The sequence below is a fragment of the Pilosibacter fragilis genome (genome assembly GCF_032490495.1).
Lineage (GTDB): Bacteria > Bacillota > Clostridia > Lachnospirales > Lachnospiraceae > Pilosibacter > Pilosibacter fragilis.
This window is the reverse complement of sequence record NZ_JAVYJB010000002.1, coordinates 112,116-137,039: the sequence shown is the minus strand read 5'-3', so window position 1 is coordinate 137,039 and position 24,924 is coordinate 112,116. Positions and strand designations below refer to the sequence as shown.

Below are 24,924 nucleotides of genomic sequence, written 5' to 3'. Positions count from 1 at the left end.
CGGCGTTATCCTGCGCGGATCTGTAAAAAGATGAGCATTGATACAGCTCGACCATATTTTTAGAAAGGCAGATTTCATGAGTGGAAAAAAGATTGCGATCGTGACCGGCGCGTCGTCGGGAATGGGAAGGGAGATGGTGTATCTCCTTGCGGATCACTTTGCGGCACTGGAGGAGATCTGGGTCATCGCCAGACGAAAGGACCGCTTGGAGGAGCTCGTTGGAAAGGTTCCTGTGTCCTTGCGGATCCTGCCGTTCGATCTTTCAGACGAGGAAGACCTTTGCATGCTTTCCGGACTTTTAAAACAGGAACAGCCGAATGTGAAGATCCTCGTAAACGGCGCGGGGTACGGAAAGACAGGTGCTGCGGGAACGATCCCGGGCAGTTTCTCCACCGGAATGGTGCGGTTAAACGATGAGGCTCTGGTGGCGGTGACGGAGATGGTACTTCCGTATATCTCAGGGAACAGCCGGATCATCCAGTTTGCCTCCGCTGCGGCGTTTATGCCGCAGCCGGGATTCGCGGTCTACGCCGCGTCAAAGTCCTTTGTGCTGAGCTACAGCCGGGCGCTGGCTGCCGAGTTAAAAAAGAGGGAGATCTATGTGACAGCGGTTTGTCCGGGACCTGTTGAGACGGAGTTTTTCGGGATCGCTCTCAATGGGGGAAAGCTTGCACCTATCAAGAAACTCACGATGGCAGATCCGAAAAGAGTAGTGAAAAAAGCTCTCCTGGACAGTATGAAGGGCAAACGGATCTCGGTATATGGCCCGTGGATGAAAGCATTCTATGTTCTCTGCCGGATCGTTCCGCATGAGATCCTGATGGGGTTTATCAACTGGTAACCTCCGACTGCGGAACAGAGCACTGAAAATTTACAAAGTATAGCAGAAAAGAGGAAAAAACTTGAAATTACGACTGGAAAAAGGAACTTACCGTTACCGTACTGCCCATAAGAAACGTCAGCTTTTCTTTGTGGTGTTGTTTATTCTGGCGATCGTTGCGCAGCTTATTTTAAGAAACTTTATCACGGCGCAGATCTATAAAAATCTTGTCACGATCAGTGCGATCCTCACGGTGCTGCCGATGGCAAACCTCGCATCCCCTCTGGTGGTTGCGGCGAGGATCCCGGAGGTCCCGGAGAAATTTCACGACGCGTGTGTTCCATACGAGGAGAAATTTCCGATCTTATACGATCTGATCATTACATCGAATGACCTGATCATGCCGGTGGACGCTGCGGTGGTCCATCCGACAGGGGTCTACCTCTATTGTCCGAACAAAAACGTAGACAGGAGGAAGGCGGAAAAATTCTTAAACGAGATGCTGGTGGGCTGGAAGCTGGACGGAAACGCGAAGGTCATGAACGAGGAGAAAAAGTTCCTACGGAGGCTTTCTGAGCTTAAGACCGTCACAGAGGAAGAGGATGACGGAAGCGCTCCACATGTTTTAAAGTTATTAAAGAGTCTGTCCATGTAGGGGAATAAAAGATGAGAGAGATCGTGATTGAAAAGAACGAGGCGGGACAGCGACTGGATAAATTTCTCGCGAAGTACATGAATGAGGCGTCGAAGAGCTTTTTCTATAAGATGATGCGCAAGAAGAACATCACGCTGAACGGGAAAAAGTGTGAGGGAAATGAAAAACTCGCCGAAGGCGATGTCGTGAAGCTGTTTCTTGCGGAGGACACCATCGAAAAATTTTCCAGTGTTCAGGTGCAGGAGGTAAAGAAAGTAGATCTCGATATTCTCTATGAGGATGACGAGATCATTCTGGTCAACAAACCGGCGGGTATGCTGTCGCAGAAGGCTAAGGAGACCGATGAATCTCTGGTGGAGTATCTGATCGATTATCTTTTGGGGAGCGGCAAGCTCACGGAGAGCGGGCTCCGCGCGTTCCGCCCTTCGGTCTGCAACCGTCTGGACCGGAATACCAGCGGTATCGTGGCTGCAGGAAAATCTTTGGCGGGGCTTCAGATGCTTTCCGGCGTGTTTAAAGACCGCTCGATCCATAAGTATTATCAGTGTCTTGTATCCGGCGAGATCCGGGATGTGAAGACGGTGGACGGCTGGCTTTTAAAGGATGAGAAGAAGAATCAGGTGCGGATCCTCACGGAGGCGGAGGCAAAGCGCTTTGGAGGAAAAGGCGGAGACGAGGAGCCGAAACGGATCCGGACAAAATATGAGCCGATCGCAACGGATGGAAGGTTTACGCTGCTCAGAGTGACACTTCTGACCGGACGTTCCCATCAGATCCGCGCCCATTTAGCGTCTCTTGGGCATCCGATCGTAGGGGATTTCAAGTACGGCGGAGTTTCGAAAGTCAACCCATCAGGGCGGACCGTGAAGTATCAGCTCTTACATTCTTACCGTCTGGAGTTTCCGAAACTTGCGGAACCGTTTGTCTATCTATCCGGGCGGGGGTTTGAGGCGCCGCTGCCGGGATATTTCGGTTCGGTACTGAAAGAGACAGGGATCAGGTCGCCATAAAATCTGGCAGCACCGGACAGACATGTGACAAACAGCTGGTTGACATAAAAAACTTATGTAAATCACTCAAAAATATTTGCATTGATGATAAGGAACAACTATGGGAACATGGAAAACCAGGGGCCTTCGTGGCTCCACGCTGGAAGATCTGCTCAACCGGACCAATGACAGCTACCGGGAAAAGAAGCTGGCTCTGATCCAGAAGATCCCGACCCCGATCACGCCCATCGAGATCGACAAAAAGAGCCGTCATATCACGCTGGCGTACTTCGACATGAAAAGTACGGTCGACTATATCGGTGCGGTTCAGGGGATTCCGGTCTGCTTTGACGCGAAGGAATGCGCGGTGAGTACGTTCCCACTCCAGAATATCCACCCGCACCAGATCGCATTCATGAAGGAATTTGAAGCCCAGGGCGGAATTGCTTTCATTATCCTCTCCTTCACAGCGGAGAACGAGATCTATTATGTTCCTTTTGATGTGGTGAACCGTTTCTGGGTACGGATGGAAGAGGGCGGAAGAAAAAGCTTTACCTATGATGAGGTGGTGCCGGAAGCGTACAGGATCCGGAGCCACCGGGACATGTATGTCCATTACCTGGAAGGGATCCAGCAGGATCTTGACCGGAAGGAAGAAAAAGGAGGAGACAGCGAATGATTGAGATGGTCATATGGCTCGTTGTGATCGCGGCGTTCGTGTTCCGGGCGTTAAAAAAGAACGGGACACTGGACGAACTCTTTGCGGGTGCAAAGAAGCGGAAAGAAAATAAGGCAGAGCGCGTGGTGTACGAACAGCCGGAGGAAGGTTCCGGGAAGAAGGAGAAGAAGAAGGGGCCGGGGATCCGGGTCCCGAAGCACACAGGTCTTGCGGTGACTGCGGTTGTGATCGTCCTCGCGGCGGCAGTGCTTTCCTTCGACAGCTTCTATACTCTTTCCGAGGAGGAGATGGCGGTGGTCACCACGTTCGGAAAACCGGCAGTGGAGGAGGCATCAGGTCTTCACTTTAAAATTCCGGTGATCCAGCGCGTGACTAAGGTTTCCAAAGCCATCACGGGTATGCAGATCGGCTACACGACGGACCCGGCCCGGGCGGACGGCGCCTCCATAGACAATCCGGTATCTATCGAGAACGAGAGCCTGATGATCACAAAGGATTTCAATCTGACAAACGTGGATTTCTATGTGGAATACATGGTCACAGATCCGGTTCAGGCGGTGCGCCACAGAAGTGTGTACGAGTCTATCATCAAGAACCTGGCTCAGAGCTATATCCGCGATACCGTCGGCGTTTATAATGTTGATGATGTGATCACTACCGGAAAGACTCAGATTCAGGAGCGGATCAAAGAGCAGCTCACAAACCGTCTTGTCGAGGAAAATATCGGATATGGAATCTACAACGTGTCGATTCAGGATACGGAAATGCCGAGAGATGATGTGGCGAATGCGTTCAAGGCGGTTGAGGATGCGAAACAGGGCATGGAGACGGCGATCAACTCCGCAAAGAAATATCAGTCTGAGAACATTCCGGAGGCGAAGGCAAAGGCCGATAAGCTTTTGCAGGATGCCGAGGCATACAAGGAACAGCGGATCAACGAGGCAAACGGACAGGTGGCGCGTTTTGAGGACACATACGCGGAGTATGTGAAGTACCCGCTGATCACAAAAAAGCGTATGTTCTATGAGACTATGGAGGAAGTTCTTCCGGATCTCAAGGTCATCATCACCGGCGGAAACGGCACACAGACGCTGCTGCCGTTAGAACCATTTTCAGAGGCAGTTTCCGGCAGCGCAGCACAGACGGGAGGAGGGAACTAAATGAAAAAGACAGGAAAAAGAATCATAGGAATCGTTGTTCTTCTTCTGATCGTCGTTCTGCTTCAGGGAAGTATGGTGAGCACATACAATGACGAGTATAAGCTCATTCTCCAGTTCGGAAAAGTGGTCCGGGTGGTCGAGACGCCGGGTCTCAGCTTTAAGATCCCGTTTCTTCAGACGACACAGTCGATTCCTAATTATGAGATGATCTATGACCTTATTCCGAGTGAGGTTAATACAAGGGATAAAAAGGTGATGGTAACGGATTCCTTTGCATTGTGGAGTGTTACAGATCCGCTGGCATACCTTTCCAGACTCGGAGCGAACAAAGCAAATGCGGAAAGCCGAATTTCCGTCGTTGTATATAATGCTGTAAAAAATGTCATTTCCTCCACGGATCAGGCAGATGTGATCTCCGGCCGTGACGGAAAGCTGGCAGAGATGATCACAGAAAAGATCGGTTCTTCTCTGGACAGCTACGGAATCAAGGTAAAAAAGGTGGAGACGAAGCTTTTAGACCTCCCGGATTCCAACAAGGAGGCTGTTTACCAGCGTATGATCTCCGAACGGCAGAATATCGCTGCCGGATATATCGCAGACGGTGAGTACCAGTCCAATGTCATCAAGAACAGTACGGATAAAGAGGTCTCCATCATCATCTCCGAGGCGCAGGCCCAGGCGGAGAAGATCCGGGCGGAAGGCGAGGCAGAGTATATGAGGATCCTTTCCGGCGCGTACAATGACGAGGGAAAGGCCGATTACTATAATTATATCCGCAGTCTGGACGCGTTAAAGGCGAGTCTCAAGGGAGATAATAAGACGATCATTCTGGATGAAAATTCAGAGCTTGCGAAGATCCTCCGGGGGAACTATTAAGGAACAGACAGGATAAAACCGCAGCAGCGGAAAATTCCTGTGAAGCAGTGATGCCGTGAAATTCGGAAAGATCCGAACGAAGCAGCCCGCTGCGGGACATAACCGCGGTCAGCAAAAAGACCGTGGATGTCTGATAAATAATGATACGGTAAAGGAGAAGGGTTATGTCAAAAGTAGTTGATTATTTCCTCAAGTATGTAGCATTCGATACGCAGTCCGCAGAGGATGCGGGGACAGTTCCGAGTACGGAAAAACAGTTCGCTCTGGCGAAGCTTCTGTCCGAACAGTTAAAGAATATCGGGGTGAAGGATGTCTCCATGAGTGAGCACGGTTACGTGTACGGAACGATTCCGGCAAACGGGGATTATAACTGCCAGACCGTCGGCTTCCTTGCGCATATGGACACTTCACCGGATTGTCCGGATGAGAATGTCCGTCCGCAGCTCGTCAAGCACTACGACGGAAAGGATATCATTTTAAATAAGGCGCTCGGAGTGAAGATGACAACAAAGATGTTCCCATTCTTAAAAAACTATGTGGGGCAGGATCTGATCACCACCGATGGAACGACACTGTTAGGTGCAGATGACAAGGCGGGAATTGCCGAGATCATGACCATGGCGGAGACACTTCTGACACACCCGGAGATCCCGCACGGAACCATCAAGATCGCTTTCACACCGGACGAGGAAGTCGGACACGGCGTTGACTTCTTTGATGTTCCCGGCTGGGGCGCAGATGTGGCTTACACTGTTGACGGCGGCGCATGGGGCGAGATGGAGTATGAGACTTTCAACGCGGCATCTATGAAAGTCACGATCCATGGAAGCAACATTCATCCGGGCAGCGCAAAGAACAAGATGAAAAACTCAATCCTGATCGGTCTGGAATTCCAGTCGATGCTGCCGGAGAACGAAAAGCCGCAGTATACTGAGAAGTATGAGGGATTTTTCCATTTAAACCACATCGGCGGAAATGTGGAGAATACAACTCTCCACTATATCGTCCGTGACCATGATATGACGCGGTTTGAGGAGAGAAAAGCGCTCGGAAAGAAGATCGGCGAGTTCCTGAACGCGAAGTACGGTGAGGGAACCGTCGAGGTGGAGATCGCAGATACCTACTACAATATGGCTGAGAAGATCCGTCCGCATATGTACCTGATGGATGTGGCTGCTGAGGCATTTAAGGAGCTTGGCATCGAGACTCCGGCGATCAATCCGGTCCGCGGAGGCACGGATGGATCAAGGCTTTCCTACATGGGACTTCCATGTCCGAACCTCTGTACCGGCGGACATAACTATCATGGAAAGTATGAGTTCATCTGCATTCAGTCCATGGAGAAGACAGTGGAGCTGCTTCTTAAGATCGCGGAAAAGTTTACGAAGGTTGAGAAGCAGGCATAAAATCTGGATCAGGATATGGCTGTTTAGAAAATGCGGGAGGCGCTGGATATCGCTTCCCGCTTTTTTGGATGTATGAACGCAATTTAGAACATGGCTTTATATTGAAGGGGCAGAGCATTCATGATATAATGAGCGATAGTGAGTCAGAAGCGTGCCTGCACGGTTATGGCGAACGGCGAAATTAGTGAGTGACGAAGTCACGATATAATCATGCGCAGAAAGGCGGTACAGATTATGATAAAAACGATTCAAAGACGTCTGGACGCGATCCTGCATTGGAATATTTCCTTTGTGGGCGGTTTCCTCGGCGGTTATGCAATCCTTTCCCATGCCGGAGTCTTCGGCTCCGCACAGACGGGAAACCTGATGGAGATGGCTTCGAACGTCCGATTTATGGAATGGGAGGAATTGGGACTTCGTCTGCTGGCGATGGTGATTTTCGCCTGCGGTGTGATCGCTTCCTATATGCTGACAAACTATACAAACTTACATATGCGGAAGCTGGCGATCTGGGTGGATGCGGCCGGTCTCGGACTTACGGCCCTGCTGCCGGATTGGTTCTCGCCGATTGCGGGTGTTTACCCGATCTTTTTTTGCTCGGCATTCCAGTGGGGTGTATATTCCGGCGCAGATGGTTTCAACAGCGCGACGGTCTTCATCACAAACAACTTCAAACAATCCGTCCTCGGCTGGACGCAGTATGCGTTGACAAAAGATAAAGAATTTAAGAGAAAAGCCGTGCTCTACAGCAACACGGTACTTATGTTCTTTCTCGGCGCCCTCCTCGGTGTCACCGGTGTAGCTGCCTTCGGCAACGCACTCGGTGCCTGCGTAGGCTTTATTCCCCTTGCTGTCGCTCGGATCTTTATCAGCATCGGTGAACTTCCGATAGAAGATGAGACTCCGGAGGAGACAGAGGAAGAGGCAGAAGAGATGCTGGAAGAGGCGAAGATTTTGGAGAAGGAAGAGAAGAAGAAAATTTAAAAATTGTATATTTGATGAATGGGAATAGGCAGTTGATTCAAGGATGGGTCGGCTGCCTGTTTTGTATATCGGGAAATGCCGAAAAATTCCCTGGTACACAAAAAGACACGAATGTGCGAATGATAGTAAACGGAATTTACTTTTGAAATTTTCACGTGAATCAAAAAATCCATACCCCCATTGCAATTCTCCGCTATTTTGCGTATACTTATAATATGAGTGGATAGATGCAGCCGCTATGTGTTGGGCATTTTGCCTGCCGTAGTAGAACGGGGCACTATCCACTCTTTTATGCTTATGAACAATCAATAGCCCTCACGCGGACTCCCGCAGCAGCCGGATCAGCTCCTCCATCGCTGGAAGGGTCTGTTTCCCTTTCAATGTAACGATGGAGTAGCTGGTAGTATCAGCTGGATTTCCGATCCGGAAGCAGCGGACAGGCTTGGGATAGTGGAAATTTTTCATGTACTGGTAGAAGTTGAATGCGATCCCATAGCCCTCCGCGGCGAGCTGACAGGCAGATTCAAGATTTTCAAGGAGAAAGACCTGTCCCGGTTCGGCGTGATCATAAGCAATGGCAAGGTCTGTGTAGTGTCTGGAGGACTGCTCCGGCTTTTGCAGGATAAAACGTTCCCCGTTAAATTGTTTGAGATCGATCCTTGGACATGGATCTTTCCGGCTTTTCTTTGCCGCGCCCGCGCACAGTGGGTGATCGGCGGAGACAACAGCGACCATATAGTCCTCATAGAGAGGACAGTATTCCAGCAACGGATGGCTGGAGGATTCATTGACGATGGCAAAATCAAGCTCTCCGGCAAGCAGATGCCGGATCATCTGCTCAGTGGATTCCTCATATGGGATCAGCTTCACATCCGGGTAGCGGGAGGAAAAGACAGGCAGTGCTTTCGCAAGAAGATAAAGTGTTCTTCTGGGATGGATTCCGAAACGGATCGTTCCCGAAGAGCCACCCATGTATTTTTGAAGCTCATTTTCATAATGGGCTTCTATTTTTATCATTTCTTTTGCATGTTCTAAATAGATCTTTCCGGCCTCGGTTGGGACAAACTGTTTCCCGATCCGGTCGAAAAATTTTGTCCCGGTGCGTTCTTCAAGATTTCCTAAAAATATGCTGAGTGCAGGCGGAGAGATGTGCAGGGCCTGGGCCGCATCCTTAATTCCCCTGTGTTTTTCAATTTCGAGCATATAGAGCTGTTCCCGCATATCCATGGCGTTTCGCTGGTCCTTTCCCTGAATAAATATTTGCAATTTCGCATAAAAATAAACAATATTAAATAAAACAATAAAAATATTAAACTTGCTTTAATTATATATCTTGATTATAGTCTAAGAAAGAAAACAAATCAAGGAAGGATTGGAAGTATGAAACCATTAAAAGAAAAAAAACCTTTTCAGGCGCCGCACACATTTGTGATCCTTGCAGCGCTGATCCTTCTGGCAGTCGCAGCCACTTATGTTGTGCCTGCTGGAGAGTATACCCGGTATACGGATGAGGCGACAAACAGAACCCTCGTGGAAGCGGGGAGCTTCCATTATGTCGAATCTCATCCGGTAAGCTTTTTAACCGTTCCGGCACTGATCTACAGGGCGATCGTAAAGGCGGCAAGCACAGTTACGTTTATCCTTATTATCGGCGGCTCTTTTGAGATCATCACATCCACAGGGATCCTCACAGTTCTCTGTAAGAAGATGGCGAAAGCCTTCCGTGGCCGCGAGTATTTTGTGATCCCTGCATTTCTGCTGTTGTTTTCTGTTTTTGGAACGACGATGGGAATGTCTGCTGAAGTCATGATCTTTGTACCGATCGGAATTGCCCTTGCGGCATCTCTGGGACTTGATAAGGTGACAGGTACCGCAATGATCGCTATGGGCGCCGCATCCGGATTTACAGCCGGAATCCTGAATCCCTTCAATGTCGGTGTTGCTCAGGATATTGCAGAGATCCCGATGTTTTCCGGTATGGGATACCGTATTTTTATTCTCGGAGTTCTTCTGGTGATCAATACGGTCTACATTACCTGGTACGCAAAGCGCGTGAAAGCGGACCCGACAAAGAGTATCATCTACGGAGAGCCTGAGGATCAGGAATTTACTTTCGATGATACAGAAGAAGCGCTGAACCTGACCCATGGTCTGACTCTGGTAGTGATCGTAGCCGGCTTTGCGGTCCTGATCTATGGACTCAGTAAGCTCGGATGGTATTTTGAGGAGATGTCTGCGATCTTTATCGCGATGGGTGTGCTCTGCGGTATCGTGAACCGCTATAGCCCAAACAAGATCGCCGCTACGTTCGGAAACGGAGCGAAGGGAATCGTTGTGGGAGCTCTGATCGTCGGTATTGCCCGCGGTGTTGAGCTTGCATTATCTGACGCGATGATCCTTGACACCATCGTCCATGCGATCGCAAGTATCGTAAACATTCTTCCGCAGTCCTTAAAAGCCATCGGAATGTTCCTTGCACAGTCACTTGTCAACTGTGTGATCACCTCCGGTACCGGACAGGCCGCGGTTACCATGCCGCTTATGGTACCGGTTGCGGATCTGATCGGTATCACGAGACAGACAGCCGTCCTTGCGTTCCAGCTCGGAGACGGATTTTCAAACTCTGTTCTTCCGACATCCTCTGCGCTGATGGGTTATCTTGTCGTTTCGAAGATCCCATATGTAAAATGGTTAAAATTCATGATGCCGTTATTCCTGATCTGGACATTCTTCGGATGTCTGTTCATGCTGGGGGCACTCATGATCGGCTATTAAAGCGGAGGAAAAGAGAAGATGCAGGATTTTGAAGTGAAGGAGCGTTTAAGAGAACATCTGGAGTACCTTTGTTCGTTCGACAAGCTCTCCGGTGAACCCGAGGCGTATCGCGCGGTCGAGTATATTCTTGATGTACTGGAAAAATCCGGGATCTCCTGCCATGAGGAGGATTTTCCGGCTTATCTGAGCAATCCGGTGAGCAGTGTCCTTATCGCGGATGGTGAGGAGTTTCCATGTCGTCCAAGGTCTTTCTCGGAGAGTACAAAAGAAATGATCGAGGTCCCACTGATCTACGATCCCGGAACAAAAACGGAAGTCTCCCTTTCAGAACAGAAACGGTTTATGGAAACGGTTGCCGGAAAGCTTGTCCTCGGGTACGGATTTGATGAGCGTTACGCAAAATTGCTGGAGCAGCATGGTGCGGCCGGGTGGATCCAGATCTGGACCTCAGACGAGGACGCGATCCATGAGGACACGGTAAGTCCTGTCTGGGGAACTCCGGATATGGACTCATCTCTGTTCCGGTTACGGATGCCGGTGGTTGCCGTCTCAAAGCCTTGCGGGGAGAAACTGATCCGGAAGCTGAAAACATATGAGGCAGAAGGAAAACAGCTTTTTGCGCAGCTTTCCAGCGAAGTGGACACAGATGTAAAAAACGTCGCGCTGCCGATCGCCGAGATCCCGGGAAAGAGCAGGGATTTTGTCCTGCTCTCCGGTCACTATGATACCTGGTACCGTGGCGCTTTTGACAACTGCACGGCAAATGTACTGGCTCTGGAGCTTGCGCGTTATATGAAAGAACATCAGGATGAGCTTTTCTATTCCCTGCGGATCGCCTGGTGGCCGGGACATTCCAACGGGCGCTATATGGGATCCACCTGGTATTGTGATCACCACTGGGATGAGCTTGAGGAGCACTGCATCGCTCACCTGAACCTTGATCTTCTGGGATCAAAAGGAGCAGACCATACGCTTGCGATCCGGACAGCGGGGCTTGAGGGCGAGGAATGGCTAAAAGAGCAGGTGCGGAAGGTAGATCCGGCGGCGGAAATGATGTTTGGGCGTATCGGGCGGGGAGCGGACCAGTCGCTCTGGGGCGCAGAGATCCCATATCACATCAATCCCCGTTATGAGGCGAAAAAAGAACGAAAGCAATCGGATGCTCCGGGTCCCGGCGTGTACTGGTGGCATACGATCGACGATACCTTTGACAAGATCGATCTTGACGGGCTTTTGCGGGATGGGAGAGTCGTGGGCGTTCTGCTGTATGAACTCCTCTCGAAGGAGAAGCTTCCTGCCGATTATCGCGGCTATGCAAAAACCTGGCTCCCATACTTTGAGACGTTAAAAAATTCAGAGGAGCATGAACAGGCGGCGGATGAGATCGAAACACTTCTAAAAGAGGTTCTGGATCGTTGTGAAACGCTTGAACATATATGGGGAACGGAGAAGATCGAAGAACATAACCGCCTTTGCCGTCTCGTCGGAGGAGTTCTCAGCCGTCTTATGCACTCCACAGGCTCCGCGTATGAACAGGATACTTCTTTTGCATATGGTCCGCTGCAGCTTCTTAAAGCTTCCGCGAAGGCACTCCCTGAAAACAGTCCCGCGGATTGGAGCCTGTTCTATCAGACAACATTCGTGAGACAGAGAAACCGGATGGTGACGGAGCTTAGAAAACTGCTGAAAGAGATCGATCTGGAATTCAGGAATGGATCGGATCGCTTTGGATCTTCACGAAATTGTGACAGGAGAATAGAGATATGAAGAAAGAAATAATAAAGCAGGCCGTTGCGCCATACATGCAGGAGCTTGCGGGGCTGGCGGATCAGATCTATGATCTGGCGGAGCCGGGGCTTGAGGAAGTCCGCTCCAGTGGGATCCTTACAGATTATCTGGAAAAAAAGGGATTTCAGATCGAGCGCGGGATCGCAGATCTCCCGACTGCATTCCGTGCCGTCTATGAACAGGGAAACGGAGGTCCTTCCTTTGGATTTCTGGCAGAGTACGATGCGCTGAAAGGGATCGGTCATGCCTGCGGACATCACATGCAGGGACCGTCTGTGATCGGAGCTGCTCTGGCACTTCGGGATCTCTGTAAGGATCAGCCCTATAAGATCGTGATCTATGGGACACCGGCGGAGGAGACGGTCGGCGGAAAGATCATTATGAAGGAGAAAGGATGCTTTCAGGATATCGATCTTGCGCTCATGATGCATGCAGCTCCCAATACCTGTGTCGATGTCCGCTGCATGGCACTTGAGTGCTTTTATGTTACCTTTCATGGGGTAGAGGCCCATGCCGCCATGAGCCCGCACAAAGGGAAGAGCGCCTTTGATGCCGCGCTTCTTTCCTTTCAGGGGATCGAGTTTATGAGGGAGCATGTCCTTGAGGATTCCAGAATGCATTATACGGTCCTTGATGCCGGCGGTCCATCGAACATCGTTCCCGGGACAGCAAAGGCAGAGTATACACTTCGCTCTTATAGTACGGATTACTTAGAGAAGGTCATCGTTCCGAGATTTCAGGACATCATAAAGGGTGCGTGCCTGATGACGGGAACGACCTGTGAGACAGAGAGAAGCTACCCATTTCAGGCAAAGATCCCGTGCCTGACCCTGAATGACCTGATCATGGAAAACGCCAGAAAATTTGAGGCACCACAGCTCGCCGGACCGCGTGAAAAGACGGGCTCCACGGACTTTGGAAATGTTATGTATGATGTGCCCGGATGCTGCATCCGCACAGCGTTTGTGCCAGAGGGTACCGCGGCGCATTCGCAGGAATATCTCGATGCGGGAAAGACGGAGCGGGCTCATGAAGCGATCCGGTCCGGTTCAGAGATCCTTGCGGGAACATGCATCGACATGATTGAAAGACCAGAGCTTTTGGAACAGATCAAAGAGGAGTTTCGGAAGCGGAAACAGGAAGAAATCGCAAAAATATGACAAAATTGTCATTTTCCAGTCATGAACAATTAAACTGCTGTCTGTAAAATATGAAACTGTAAGAAATCTAACAAATATCCAGAAAGGAAGATGATTATGACAGCAGCTATTGGTTTTCTGATGATCATCGCGATCGTAGCACTGCTCTTAAAGGGCAAAATGTCTCCGATCGTGGTACTTGCGGTGATTCCGGTCATTGCAGCCTTGATCCTCGGCTTCTCCCCGGTGGAGGTCATGGACTTCATTGCGGATGGAATCAAAACCACCACAAGCAATGGTATCTTATTTATCTTTTCAGTAATTTATTTTGGTGTTCTGGCAGACACCGGACTCTTTGATGTTATCGTAGGCTGGCTGGTAAAAAAGGCCGGAAACAATGTAATTGCGGTCACTGTAGTTACAGCGCTGATCGCAACGATCGCTCATCTGGACGGTACTACGGCTGTTACCGTTCTCATTACGATCCCGGCGATGTACCCGGTATATAAGAAGATGAACATTGACTCCCGTATCCTTCTCTGCCTGACAGGTGCCTGCATGGGCGTTATGAACCTGCTTCCGTGGGGCGGTCCGACAGCGAGAGCGGCTACGGTACTCGCTATGGATGCCACTGAGTTATGGCACATGCTGATCCCGCTTCAGGTTGTTGGCCTGATGATGAACATCATTCTTGCTGTACTCCTCGGCATGTTAGCCATCAAGCATGGTGCCGGCGCCGGAAAGGGCGTAGAGGTGGAGTCCGATGAGAAAGAGAAGAAAGAGGCAGCTGATTTAAGAAAATCCAACGCTTACCTGATCTTCAACTTCTTACTTACAGTAGGTGTGATTGCCCTGTTATCCACAGGTATCGGTAAATCCTATGTAATCTTCATGCTTGGTCTTTGCATCCTTCTGGCTGTCAACTACCCGAACCAGAAGCTTCAGGACAAGCTGATCAAGAAGCATGCTCCGGCAGCCCTGATCATTTCCGCAACACTGTTTGCCGCAGGTGCTATGGTAGGTGTCTTCGACGGAACCGGTATGCTGGAAGCAATGGCAAATGCGATCATGGCGATCATTCCGGCAGCTCTTGGAAAGTACGTTCACATCATCTTTGGTATTCTTGCGCTTCCGCTTGGTCTCTGTGTTGGAACAGACGCATACTTCTATGGCATCATGCCATTAGTTATGCAGGTAGGCGAAACCTATGGCGTGGCTTCCCTGAATACTGCCCTGACCATGCTGATCGGTAAGAACCTTGCGTTAATGGTAAGCCCGTTAGTACCGGCAACATACCTTGCGATCGGTCTGACCGGAACAGAGCTGAAAGATCATATGAAATTCAGCATTCCGCCGTACTACATTATCAGCCTTATCATGCTGGTATTCGGTGTGATTCTTGGCGTTGTTGCCATCTAAATGATACATAACGAATGAAAATCCTGTTCTGCAGTACGGATCTTGTACCGCAGAACAGGATTTTTTGCTATAATGAAAGAAAAATGACGCAGGAGAAAGTTTATGAATACAGAAAAAATCCTACTGGTGGACGATGAGCGCGCGATCCGGCTGGCTGTGCGGACCGCCCTGACCCGTGAAGGAATGCAGGTGACGGAGGCAGCCGATGGAAGTGAGGCTCTGGAGCTTTTAAAGAAACAACAGTTCCATCTGGTGATCCTGGACGTAATGATGGAACATGTGGGTGGTTATGATGTGCTGCAGGCAATGCGCGCCGCTGGAGACCACACGCCGGTCATGATGCTGTCGGGAAAATCCGATGAGATGGATCAGGTGCTGGGGCTCGGCTTTGGCGCGGACAGTTATCTGACAAAGCCGTTTCATACTGCGATCCTGATCCAGACAGCAAAGGCGCTGATCCGCAGAAGTCAGATCTACAGCCAGGGAGCATCCGGAGACACCGGGATCCGTAAGGGTCCGTTTACGGTAGATACCTTAAAGATGGAGTGCCTGAAAAACGGTGAGCCGTTAAATTTTACTGCCAGAGAGATGACCCTGTTCCGATTCTTGATGGAGCATCCGGGACAGGTGTTTACGAAGGAACAGCTTTATACCCAGGTATGGAATGAGGCGGTGGTGGATGACAATACCATCACCGTCTATGTGAAACGGATCCGGAACAAGATCGAGGATGACCCGAAGCAGCCCCGGTATCTGAAGACGGTACGTGGAATCGGATATATGCTGAATGTGTAGGAATAAAAAATGGAAGAATTTTTAAATAAAAGGAAATCAAGACTGGTGGCGGTCAGTCTGTTGATCATTTTATCAGTGGTTGTGATATTTGCAGGTTCCCGGCTTTACAGTCAATACCGGGAGCAGGTGATCCGGACGGAGGAAAGTCAGCTTTTAACCATGGCGGGAATCGTCGGAAATAACCTCAATTCCTACATGGAACAGCAGCTTGAGGAGATTGACCTGTTTTATTCCCAGGAAGGAATGCCGGAAAATGTCTGGGCGGAGTATGGCGGAATCAATGCGAGGACAGCTTACTTTTTAAAGGAAAATGTAGGGGTCTATAACTGGATTACTGTAACGGAACCGGATGGAACAAAATTCCGGTATGAACCGGGAAAAAAGACATTTCAGGAATCTGCGGACGGAGAAGTGAAAACAGTGGATTCCCAGAACGAAAATCATCCTGCAGAGATCACGGGAAAAGAAATATCAGATCAGACGGGATGGTATGAGCTTTATATTGAGAAGAATGTCCCTGTCGGATCTGAGGTCTATATGCTCACATTTGCCATGGACCTTGGAGCGCTGTATGAGAAGATCGTCGCGCCGGTAAAGATCGGAGAAGCCGGATATTCCAGCGTCAAAGACCAGAATATGAACATCATCATGCATCATGTAAAGAACCAGATCGGTCTTAAAGCGGTAGATGGACGTATTGAGAGGTATCCATATCTTGACATGAGCAGCCTGAATGCCTGGATCATGAGGCAGGAAAATGAGGACTCAGGAACCGGTGTGATCGATACATATGTCTGGGATGATCCTGGATTAAAAAGAGTCCGCCGCGTTGTTGCATTTCAGGCGATCTCGATTCAGGGAGAACGCTGGATCGTCAATTCCACACTGCCGGTCCATGAACTTTCGGGACCGCTTGAGAGCATGATGACCATGCTGATCGGCGTGATGATCCTGTACATGATGATCCTTGTGGTGATCATGGTATTTTTCCTGAGAAACCGTTTTCTGGCGGAATCCCAGCAAAAGGAGATCACGTATTTAAAAGAGATCAATCACGGAATGGAGATGCTGGTCCAGAAAAACAACGAGATCCGGCATTACCAGCGAATCCAGTCACTGGGAATGATGGCGAGCCACATTGCGCATGAATTCAACAATTATCTGACACCGGTGCTGATCTATGCGGAGCTTCTTGAAAATGATGAATCCATCTCTTCCGAAAATCAGGAGATGATCCATGAGATCACAAAGTCGGTGGATCAGGCATCGAATCTGTCGAAAGAACTGCTTGCCTTTTCCAGACAGGATACCGGTGTGCGGCTGGAACCGCTGAACTTTACGGAAGAAGTCGGGAATGCGGTATCTATCGTGCGGCAGCTTGCCCCGGCGGCGATCACGTTGAAAACAGAGATTACGGAGGAACCACTGTATGTTTTAGGACGCAGACGGATGGCGGAACATATCCTGCTGAATCTGAGTAAAAATGCCTTTCAGGCCATGGAAAAGACGGAGAGAAAGGAACTGCTGATACGGCTGGAGGCAAAAGGGAACGATATGATCTGTCTGCAGGTGTCCGATACCGGCTGCGGAATCGGGGATGACGCCATGCAGAAGATCTTTGAACCGTTCTACACAACAAAAGGATCCAGACAGGGCACCGGACTCGGTCTTTCAGTGGTCCAGAATATGGTGACATCGGTCGGCGGAACGATCTGTGTAGAGAGCAAAGCGGGTGAGGGAACAACATTTGTCATTGAGATCCCGCAGAGCGGCCCGGAAGTGGAAGCTGACGGCCGGAAACGGCTGAAGCATGTACAAAAGATCGCCATTGTATCCGGCGAAGAATCTGCAAAGACCTGGAAAGCGGCCGCATCTCACAGCCGGAAGACAGTGGATCTGTACGCACACCCGGCGGCCCTTATTGACCGGGTCCAGAAAGATCCGTCAGCCTATGATCTTCTGATCGCGGAGTACACACTGCCGACCATGAACGGAATCGAATTGTGTGAGGTGGTCCGCCGCATCAATCCGGAGATCCGCCTGATTTTGCTTGCGGAACAGGGAGGAGCCGATTTCGAGTGGTATCTGAACAACGGTATGATCGACCGGTTTATGCTGAAAGCTGAGTTCGCGGAGGAATTTGCGGAGATGTTTGAGGGGTGACTTGAGGAATTACAGTATCTTGTACTTCCAAATAAAATTAGCTATAATAAGCACAGACAACAGGAAATGGACTGCGAAGCCTGATGATATGTTTTGCATGAAATAGATACATCTATGTAAAATATTTATAAGTATGTTTTAGGGAGGAGAATCTGGACCAGACGGCAGACAATGCGTTAAAGCAGATTGAGGAGCGGGGTATGAAAAGGACCTGCTGGCAGTGGGAATTCCAGTGGATAGAATTTACAAACTGGGCTTTGCGTTTTCCGGGAAAGATGTGCTGATGAAAGAGATAAGGTAAGTGAAAAAAATACCTAGGCATATTGGATATGCCTGGGTATTAGTCTGGATGGAGCAGATTTACAGCTTTCCGTATGCAATCAGCGGATCCCCGCTTTTTACACCGAGACTTAAAGTGTAATACAGCACAACACCGTCAAACGGAGCAGTATAGCGGGCAATTTCATTTCCATAAGAATCCTTCAGGGTGCCAAGCAGGGTGCCCTGTTTTAATTTCTGACCGGCTGCCGACACGGCGGGATACCAGAAGCCATCCGCGGGAGCTTCTTCGTAGACGGCTCTGCGGATTTCGGCCTGCTGGAGGCAGGGAGAAACGGAAGCTGCATTCAGGATTCCCAGATGCCTCATCAGCTCATACACATTTTCCCGGCATGCGGCAACTTCTTTTTCACTCCACAGGCCGCGATCTCCGCGCTCTACCAGGAGGGCCGGGATACCGCATTGGGCTGCCCAGCTGTAAAGTCCGTTTTGGGAGGTGGATGCAACACGGTAAGGAACAGAGAGACTTTCAGCGGCAGCCGAAGCAGCGGCAGACAAGGATTCCGGAACGGATGCTGGGAAGAAGACCAGCGGAGTCAGTGCTTCATTGACATCACCGCCATGCAGGTCCATCAGGAAATCCGCTTCGGGGTACAGGGTTTCTTCCAGTACTCTGGCAAGCTGGCTGGAAAAGGTGCCATCCGGTTTGCCGGGAAACATACGGTTTAAGTTCTTGCCGTCAGCCGGGATGGTCTGTTTGCTGCCCTGGTAGAAGCCTTCCGGGTTTACCAGGGGCAGCAGGATCACGCGGCCAGACAGGGCGGCGGGCTCCAACTCTCGTTTCAGGCGGTTCAGTGTTTCGATGCCGACGTATTCACAGCCGTGAACACCGGCTGTCACCACCAGGTTTTTTCCTGGGCGGCTGCCGCAGATCACGGTCATTTCTACAGAATAGGGGCTGGTGACAGGCAGCGGAAGTGTCTGTTTTACTCCGCTGCCGGCTTTGAAGTCAGACAGTCTCATAAGTCTTAAAAAATTCTCCTTTAGTCAAATTCGATAATGGAAGCCAGGAGCTTCTTCGCGTATTCGTCTTTGGTCTCCGCAATGCGGGATACCGGGATGTGCTCGGTGATGCGGCCATGGTAAAGGAAAAGCACTTCATCGCAGAGGTAGGTGACAGAAGTCAGGTCATGGGTGATGAAAATATAAGTCAGTCCCAGCTTTTCCTTCAGTTCATGCAGAAGGTCCATGATCTGGACCTGGGTGTGGGCATCCAGGGAGGAGATGGCTTCGTCAAAGAGAATGATCTCCGGCTGGCAGGCCACAGCCCGGGCAATGCAGACACGCTGCAGCTGCCCACCGGATAACTCATGGGGATACCGGTCTGCGTAGGAAGCGTTTAAACCGACCAGCTCTAAAAGGCGGCTGGTTTCTTCGGCCCGGTTTAACCGGATTTTCTGGTTGCGCTCTCTTGCGGCCAGTCCTTCTGCAATGATCTCCTTTACCCGGAAGCGGGGATTTGCGGAAGTGGTATAGTCCTGAAATACAACACTTAAGCGCTTCTGCAGGTTTTTTCTGCCGCTTCTGGAGGCGTAGACGGAAGTGTCGTGAATCTTCAGTTCGCCGCTGTCGGGCTTTAACAGACCGCAGATCACGCGGCCCAGGGTAGATTTTCCGCTTCCGGACTCTCCGAGGATTCCAAGACAGGTCCCCTTGGGCACCTTTAAGGAGACATCAAAGAGAACCTGGTCCCGGGTGGTGCCGAACAGCTTTTCCTGGCGTTCGCTGCGGAAGCTGACGCAGACGTTATTTACTTCAAGCATGGGAACTCTCCTTTCCGTGTAAGATCTGGCGGTAGCGGTGCATGACGGCAGATCGTTTCTCCACCAGCATGCGGGTGTACGGGTCATCGGCATGCTTAAGGATGTGGTAAAACTTCCGCTGTCCACCACATGTCCGCTGTTCATGACCAGGATGCGGTCAGCTACTTTGGAGATGGCGCCCAGGTCATGGGTGATGAACAGCATGGCGGTATTTTTCTGCTTTTTGATACGGATAAATTCTTCCAGAATCTCGTACTGGGTGATGGCATCGATGGCGGTGGTCGGCTCATCGGCAATCAGAAGCTCCGGCTGCAGGGCCATGGCAATGCCGATCATGATACGCTGGAGCATGCCGCCGGAAAGCTGGTGTGGGTATTTTTCCAGAACCTCTTCTCCGTTTCGGATCCGCATCTGTTCCAGAATTTCCAGAGAGCGGGTGCGGATTTCCTGCGCATTCCAGGAGGTGTGGGTGGCAAAGGTTTCTGCCATCTGGTCTCTGCGGCCTCGGCGGCGTTCCATAAGGTGTTGCGGTCAGCGTACTCCGGCGGGGCATGGAGCGACAGCATGATTTCCGTGTGGACGATTTCGCTTTTATGGGAGTAGTATTTCTGCTTCTGGTCGCACTCGGAAAAGAGCCGTTCCCCGCTTTGGTAGGCAGCGGAAGCAACGGCAGACTGGCGTTTACTCCGCTGGACAATTCTCAAATCAAAGTGCGGGCATGGTGGCATGACGAGTGTGACCTCCTTTCTCCCGGCGTCCGGGCAAAGAAAAAGCAGGAAACCAAAATCGGTTTCCTGCTGATAATATTTATCCCAAATGTTTAATTTCGAGTCATAATATAATATCCACAAAATTTACTATAGTTAGCATAGGAATAATTTCTATTTGCCGTTTGTGGATCTGTAATAAAGTTTCCTGAAGCATCGACTTTTGTGCAACTGGTTGTACCAGGTTTGTGTGACCAATAGCCATCAGAATTTTGAACATACCAGTGATAATCCACACCAGGAGCAATGACAATTGCCACTTTGTATTCATTACTCCTAGGTTTCTCATTTTTTGAAGAACTTCTAATACTTCTTCCGTTTCCCAAATAAGGGCCATCATTTTTAGTCCCAGTATACATTAATGAACAAATATTACTTTTACTTAAATCTTCAAAGGTAATTTCTCCACCGCCGTAATGTCCAGGATTGACACCGCCTACAGTACTAGTAATAACATCCATCGCATAGATATAACAGTTAGCATACAGTTTATTTTCTTCCCAGTAATTGAAATTATATACTGGTTCACCACCACCTGTTGGTAATAGTGATGCACGAGATGATAAATCACTTACTTCTGCACCTTGAGATAAACCGGTTTCCTGAGTAGACTCACTTTGTCTCTTATTACTACCGGGTCGAAAATTAATACGTTGCTGAATATCCGCCGGAAGGGAATTAAACCAATCCCACCATTCTGCTTCAGTTGTAGGAGTAGAAGCTGGTTGATAGTTAGTCTGTTTTTCTTCTGCTGCAAAAGCTACAGTAGTAAAACATGCCATGATTATTAAAGCTAATAGAATTATCTTTTTCTTCATTTCACACATTCCTCCTATCTACTATAATTAAGTTTTAAGTAAATAATTTCCCCCCATTGGAATCCCCTCCCTATATTTTATGTAAAAATCATAACAAAAATATGGTTTCATGTCAATCTATTTTGGGAAAATTCACCAAACTAGGTAGCTGGAACAAGCCAGCGCAGGGGATGGGTAGCTTCCCCTGTGGGGATTTGGAGCGGATTGAAAATCAGCGGAAAATCCATAGCTTTCCGCAGGACCCCCCCGGCAGGGCGCAACGCACCGGCTCGACTGGTGTATAATTGCGCCATCTTTCAGAGGGGCAGCCCACGGGCGGACGCACTGGAAGCCAGTCAAGGCCGTTCCCAGTCTGTGTCCTTTGCTTCTAAACTGCCGTTTCCAGCGAAAATCCGTTCCATGAGCTGGCGGGTGCTGTCCTGATGGAACAGCAGCTTTAAAAACAAGCTGACCTGTTCATCCGTGATTGCTGCCGGGTGGGGCAGGTAGCTTTCCAGCATGACGGCCCTGGTGCAAAGCCGGTGCGTCCGCTCTTTCCTCGCCAATGCCTTTGCCTAGTGTTCCAGACGCTTTTCCTCCTGACAATGGCAGCCAGTTTCTAAAATGGGATGGATGGGACTATGGTTCCGGCAATCCGGAGGGAAATCAAGGCAATGACCCGTATAATATTGATGATGACGTAACGGACACCAATGGACTTTTAAAATATTCTGCCGGCACCGGAACAGCACATAGGGATACGAAGACGTATACATACACAAAGGGCTTTTGCGGCGGACACCCGGCAAAACCGGAACCGGAAGAAGATCCGGAAACCGGGGAAATCTTAAACAAGGATGAAATTGAGAACTGGGAGAATGAAGTTTCCACCTGTGAGGATTTGATCTCAGAATCCAATACCGGATTCTTCTGTGCAACAGCGGAAAATGGCTATGAAAATGGTGAAGATGAAGATGGTTCAGAATCCAAAAAAGAAATGGAAGACGACCGGGATAAGTATTACGAACAGTTCATCAGCCTGACATATGACTATTCCGCAAAAGAGATCAAAGCAAGAGACGGATACATCCTGCATGATATCCATACGGATGATATTCCGATCGAGACGAAGACCGTAACCAGTTCCCAGTATAAGGATTACAATGATTCCTGCGGTGGGAATGTGACGAATCTCCCACACCAGGACAGCCCGTCCGGTGGAAATTCCGGCGGAGGCGGGTCAGAAAATCCGGATGAAGATATAGATAATGATTACGAATACGAAGAATATCAGTATACCGGTACGATCACCATGATAAACTCCAGTAAGATTACGATCAAGAGTGATGATGGGGACCAGTATCGCTATTCCACGGATAAAATATACGATCTTCTTTCCGAGGAAGACATCGAGCATTTAACCAAGGGATGCCGCGTATCCGTATCAATCATTGTATTCCAGGGTGAGGAATATATTGATCATTTTGAAAAACACGCACCGCATTCTCGTTACTTCAGTGATGAGTTAGGTGCGCTATTTATTTACAATAATATCGAACATGTGTTTACATGCTTAGTAACATATGGTATAATACCTAAGGAAAGTATCAGATTCAGAGCAGTCAAAAAAGAACAGCTTACACAAAAGATAAGCTGCTCTGAATGTGATTCTTTCCGATTGTACCAATTCGCGGGACTTAGTTGGATACCGTATGGAAAAAGCATTCTTCCCAGAAAGTAAAAACAGAAAATTGAGGTGCCCTGTAATGCAGGAAAGGTGAATTTTTCAAAGCAGTTTCCGTTTTTGGGCATGCTTCGCAGACCTTCCGGTGGGAGGTCTCAAAAAGTGTATGAAAAACCGAAGTATCAGGAGGGAGAGACATAGCACCTTCCCAGTTGTTTCATGGCTGCATGCCCACATTCCGGGCAGAGACAGATGTCAAATTTCCAGACAGCCTTCAACAGTTCTGCCATGGACATACCGGCATAGCGCTGCTTAAACTGCTGACTTCCCTGAAGCTTAAAGATCACCTTTAAGTTAGTGGATTTCATGCGATTGTTCAGAAAACCATAATAGCGGATTTTCTGAAAACCCGGAGGAAGCACGTGCATCAGATACCGGCGGATAAATTCCCTGTTATCCAGGGTGATCAGACGTTTTGGTTCGCCCGGTTTCTTCCCTCTGGCAGAAAAGGTAACCATATCCTGTGTAACAGAAAGAATCCTGCTGTTGGAAATGGCAATCTTGTGGGTATAACGTCCAAGGTATTCAATGGCATTGCCGAAACCGTTAAAGGTCTCTTTAATATAAGGGCACCAGTCTTTTTCGTAAAGGCTATTTTTCCATTCTTTCCAGTGATAGGAATTCCTAAGATCATCACAGGAAGAAGAAAAAATCAGGGAACCGTTATCATAAAGAGCGGAAAGGTGTGCCATAAATTTACCCTTGAATTTATCCCGAAGCACTTCCGTGCGGATAAAAAAGTGATTGGAGGATTTGCGGATTTTTCCATCCTTCGTGAGCCCGCCGCCGGAAACAATGCAGTGCATATGTACATGGTAGGCAAGTTCCTGATTCCATGTGTGGAGCACCTGGATGATACCGGGTGTTGCCCCGAGCCACTTCTTATCCGCAGACAATTCCAGAAGTGTTTCGGCGCAGCATCTGTGAAAGAGATCATACAAAAGCTTCTGGTTACAGTAAATGAGCGGGTTTAATTCATGCGGAAGAGTGAAGACCACATGAAAGTAGGGGGAATCAATGACCTCAGCCCTGCGTTTATCCACCCAGACCTCCTTGAGAACTGCCTGACAGTTAGGACAGTTACGGTTGCGGCAGGAGTTATTGTGTATCTCCACATGTTCACAATTACTGCATCTGCTTATGTTTACACCAAGTTTCCCGGATTTGCAGTTTAAGATGGCAAGTGCAGCTTTCCGCTGTATGTCTGACCGGTAATGGTTTTCTGCAGAATAAGCTTCATAGGAAAGATCAAATATCTGCCGGATCTTGAATCTATTCATGGAAAACACCAGCCAGGCGGTCAAAAGGGCTGACCGCAGAGGAAGTTCCATTGGCAGCAAGGTGCACATAGACAGCAGTGGAGGTCAGAGACTTATGTCCCATAAGAGCCTTTATGGTAAGCAGGTCAACCCCATCCTCATAAAGGGGAGTGCCAAAAGCGTGACGGAAAGAATGACAGGTAATCCTGCGTTCCCATCCCAGTCTGTCCTCATGTGCATGGATATGCCTTGAAAGGAAAAAAGCGTCAATAGGTCTGTCTCCGCCATACTGCTTTGGAAAAAGATAGCCCCTGGGCCTGCCACATTCAAACCAGTACTGAGTCAGCAGGTCGAGAGCTGCTTTGGAAAGGATGGCATACCGGGCAGAACGGTTTTTGGTGTGGGGGATGTAAAGCCTCATATTTTTGCGGTCGACATCCTTATAACGAAGCCGGCATACCTCACCGATGCGAAGTCCTGAGGAATACATGACAGTAACCATGGTTTTCTGCTTTAGATCAGGCATGGTGGAAATAAACTGCCATGTTTCCTGTCTGGAGGGAACGTAAGGAAGATATTCATCAAATTTACGCATGGGAAGCTGTGT

At 49.3% G+C, this 24,924-nt stretch carries 22 protein-coding genes and 1 pseudogene; 15 read left to right on the top strand and 8 right to left on the bottom strand.

The window, feature by feature from the left end:
• Window positions 1-76 precede the first annotated feature (76 nt).
• The 8 genes from ABCW45_RS01920 to ABCW45_RS01885 all read left to right on the top strand — a co-directional run bounded on the left by ABCW45_RS01920 (window position 77) and on the right by ABCW45_RS01885 (window position 7,569).
• On the top strand, window positions 77-841 hold the full coding sequence (locus ABCW45_RS01920; RefSeq protein WP_343220149.1) for an SDR family NAD(P)-dependent oxidoreductase: 765 nt from the start codon (window positions 77-79) through the stop codon (window positions 839-841).
• A gap of 61 nt (window positions 842-902) precedes the next feature.
• Window positions 903-1,475, top strand: a complete 573-nt coding sequence (locus tag ABCW45_RS01915) for an O-linked GlcNAc transferase-like protein (protein ID WP_242990510.1) — start codon at window positions 903-905, stop codon at window positions 1,473-1,475.
• A gap of 11 nt (window positions 1,476-1,486) precedes the next feature.
• Complete coding sequence (locus ABCW45_RS01910; protein WP_343220148.1) at window positions 1,487-2,485, top strand: RluA family pseudouridine synthase; 999 nt, start codon at window positions 1,487-1,489, stop codon at window positions 2,483-2,485.
• Window positions 2,486-2,585: 100 nt separating this feature from the next.
• Window positions 2,586-3,143 carry a Holliday junction resolvase RecU gene (locus ABCW45_RS01905; protein ID WP_015554454.1) on the top strand — a complete coding sequence of 186 codons (558 nt, stop codon included), beginning with the start codon at window positions 2,586-2,588 and terminating at the stop codon, window positions 3,141-3,143.
• Complete coding sequence (gene hflK / locus ABCW45_RS01900; protein WP_120040008.1) at window positions 3,140-4,303, top strand: FtsH protease activity modulator HflK; 1,164 nt, start codon at window positions 3,140-3,142, stop codon at window positions 4,301-4,303. The genes ABCW45_RS01905 and hflK overlap by 4 nt, the downstream gene beginning before the upstream one ends.
• The gene (gene hflC / locus ABCW45_RS01895) at window positions 4,304-5,179 is read left to right on the top strand and encodes a protease modulator HflC (protein ID WP_015554456.1); all 876 of its coding nucleotides are present in this window, start codon (window positions 4,304-4,306) and stop codon (window positions 5,177-5,179) included.
• 164 nt (window positions 5,180-5,343) lie between these two features.
• The gene (gene pepT / locus ABCW45_RS01890; RefSeq protein WP_015554457.1) at window positions 5,344-6,585 is read left to right on the top strand and encodes a peptidase T; all 1,242 of its coding nucleotides are present in this window, start codon (window positions 5,344-5,346) and stop codon (window positions 6,583-6,585) included.
• 234 nt (window positions 6,586-6,819) lie between these two features.
• Window positions 6,820-7,569, top strand: a complete 750-nt coding sequence (locus ABCW45_RS01885) for a YoaK family protein (protein ID WP_343220147.1) — start codon at window positions 6,820-6,822, stop codon at window positions 7,567-7,569.
• Between the two features lie 315 nt (window positions 7,570-7,884).
• Here ABCW45_RS01885 and ABCW45_RS01880 read toward each other — a convergent pair whose 3' ends face one another.
• Window positions 7,885-8,772, bottom strand: coding sequence for a LysR family transcriptional regulator (locus ABCW45_RS01880; RefSeq protein WP_343220146.1), 888 nt, complete (start codon window positions 8,770-8,772; stop codon window positions 7,885-7,887).
• Between the two features lie 177 nt (window positions 8,773-8,949).
• Between ABCW45_RS01880 and ABCW45_RS01875 the strand changes: the two genes are divergently transcribed.
• The 6 genes from ABCW45_RS01875 to ABCW45_RS01850 all read left to right on the top strand — a co-directional run bounded on the left by ABCW45_RS01875 (window position 8,950) and on the right by ABCW45_RS01850 (window position 17,648).
• Complete coding sequence (locus ABCW45_RS01875; RefSeq protein ID WP_343220145.1) at window positions 8,950-10,344, top strand: YfcC family protein; 1,395 nt, start codon at window positions 8,950-8,952, stop codon at window positions 10,342-10,344.
• An 18-nt stretch (window positions 10,345-10,362) separates the two neighbouring features.
• Complete coding sequence (locus ABCW45_RS01870; RefSeq protein ID WP_343220144.1) at window positions 10,363-12,111, top strand: M28 family peptidase; 1,749 nt, start codon at window positions 10,363-10,365, stop codon at window positions 12,109-12,111.
• Window positions 12,108-13,292: a M20 family metallopeptidase gene (locus ABCW45_RS01865; protein ID WP_343220143.1), complete on the top strand. Its 1,185-nt coding sequence runs from the start codon at window positions 12,108-12,110 to the stop codon at window positions 13,290-13,292. The genes ABCW45_RS01870 and ABCW45_RS01865 overlap by 4 nt, the downstream gene beginning before the upstream one ends.
• 96 nt (window positions 13,293-13,388) lie before the next feature.
• Complete coding sequence (locus tag ABCW45_RS01860; protein ID WP_117469573.1) at window positions 13,389-14,690, top strand: CitMHS family transporter; 1,302 nt, start codon at window positions 13,389-13,391, stop codon at window positions 14,688-14,690.
• 102 nt (window positions 14,691-14,792) lie between these two features.
• Complete coding sequence (locus tag ABCW45_RS01855) at window positions 14,793-15,485, top strand: response regulator transcription factor (protein WP_117469574.1); 693 nt, start codon at window positions 14,793-14,795, stop codon at window positions 15,483-15,485.
• 9 nt (window positions 15,486-15,494) lie between these two features.
• A complete protein-coding gene (locus ABCW45_RS01850; RefSeq protein ID WP_343220142.1) occupies window positions 15,495-17,648 on the top strand; it encodes an ATP-binding protein in 2,154 nt (717 codons plus the stop codon).
• 360 nt (window positions 17,649-18,008) lie between these two features.
• On the opposite strand, the gene ABCW45_RS01845 is transcribed toward ABCW45_RS01850, so the two are convergent.
• The 5 genes and pseudogenes from ABCW45_RS01845 to ABCW45_RS01825 all read right to left on the bottom strand — a co-directional run bounded on the left by ABCW45_RS01845 (window position 18,009) and on the right by ABCW45_RS01825 (window position 21,835).
• Window positions 18,009-18,950, bottom strand: a complete 942-nt coding sequence (locus ABCW45_RS01845) for a M14 family metallopeptidase (protein WP_177273178.1) — start codon at window positions 18,948-18,950, stop codon at window positions 18,009-18,011.
• Between the two features lie 20 nt (window positions 18,951-18,970).
• The gene (locus ABCW45_RS01840) at window positions 18,971-20,239 is read right to left on the bottom strand and encodes an ABC transporter ATP-binding protein (RefSeq protein WP_343220141.1); all 1,269 of its coding nucleotides are present in this window, start codon (window positions 20,237-20,239) and stop codon (window positions 18,971-18,973) included.
• A pseudogene (locus ABCW45_RS01835) lies at window positions 20,224-20,478 on the bottom strand (MobA/MobL family protein); the annotation flags it as partial. The gene ABCW45_RS01840 and the pseudogene ABCW45_RS01835, both read right to left, overlap by 16 nt.
• Before the next feature lie 92 nt (window positions 20,479-20,570).
• Complete coding sequence (locus ABCW45_RS01830) at window positions 20,571-21,335, bottom strand: hypothetical protein (protein ID WP_117552296.1); 765 nt, start codon at window positions 21,333-21,335, stop codon at window positions 20,571-20,573.
• Window positions 21,336-21,670: 335 nt separating this feature from the next.
• Window positions 21,671-21,835, bottom strand: a complete 165-nt coding sequence (locus ABCW45_RS01825; protein ID WP_343220140.1) for a hypothetical protein — start codon at window positions 21,833-21,835, stop codon at window positions 21,671-21,673.
• Between the two features lie 50 nt (window positions 21,836-21,885).
• Here ABCW45_RS01825 and ABCW45_RS01820 point away from each other — a divergent pair, with 50 nt between their 5' ends.
• A complete protein-coding gene (locus tag ABCW45_RS01820; protein ID WP_242994056.1) occupies window positions 21,886-23,055 on the top strand; it encodes a hypothetical protein in 1,170 nt (389 codons plus the stop codon).
• A gap of 125 nt (window positions 23,056-23,180) precedes the next feature.
• Here the strand turns inward: ABCW45_RS01820 and ABCW45_RS01815 are convergent, their stop codons facing one another.
• On the bottom strand, window positions 23,181-24,338 hold the full coding sequence (locus ABCW45_RS01815; RefSeq protein ID WP_117552295.1) for an IS91 family transposase: 1,158 nt from the start codon (window positions 24,336-24,338) through the stop codon (window positions 23,181-23,183).
• Entirely contained in the window at window positions 24,331-24,912 is a 582-nt protein-coding gene (locus ABCW45_RS01810; RefSeq protein WP_242994052.1) for a tyrosine-type recombinase/integrase, read from the bottom strand. Before ABCW45_RS01810 ends, ABCW45_RS01815 begins: the two co-directional genes overlap by 8 nt.
• Between the last annotated feature and the right edge of the window lie 12 nt (window positions 24,913-24,924).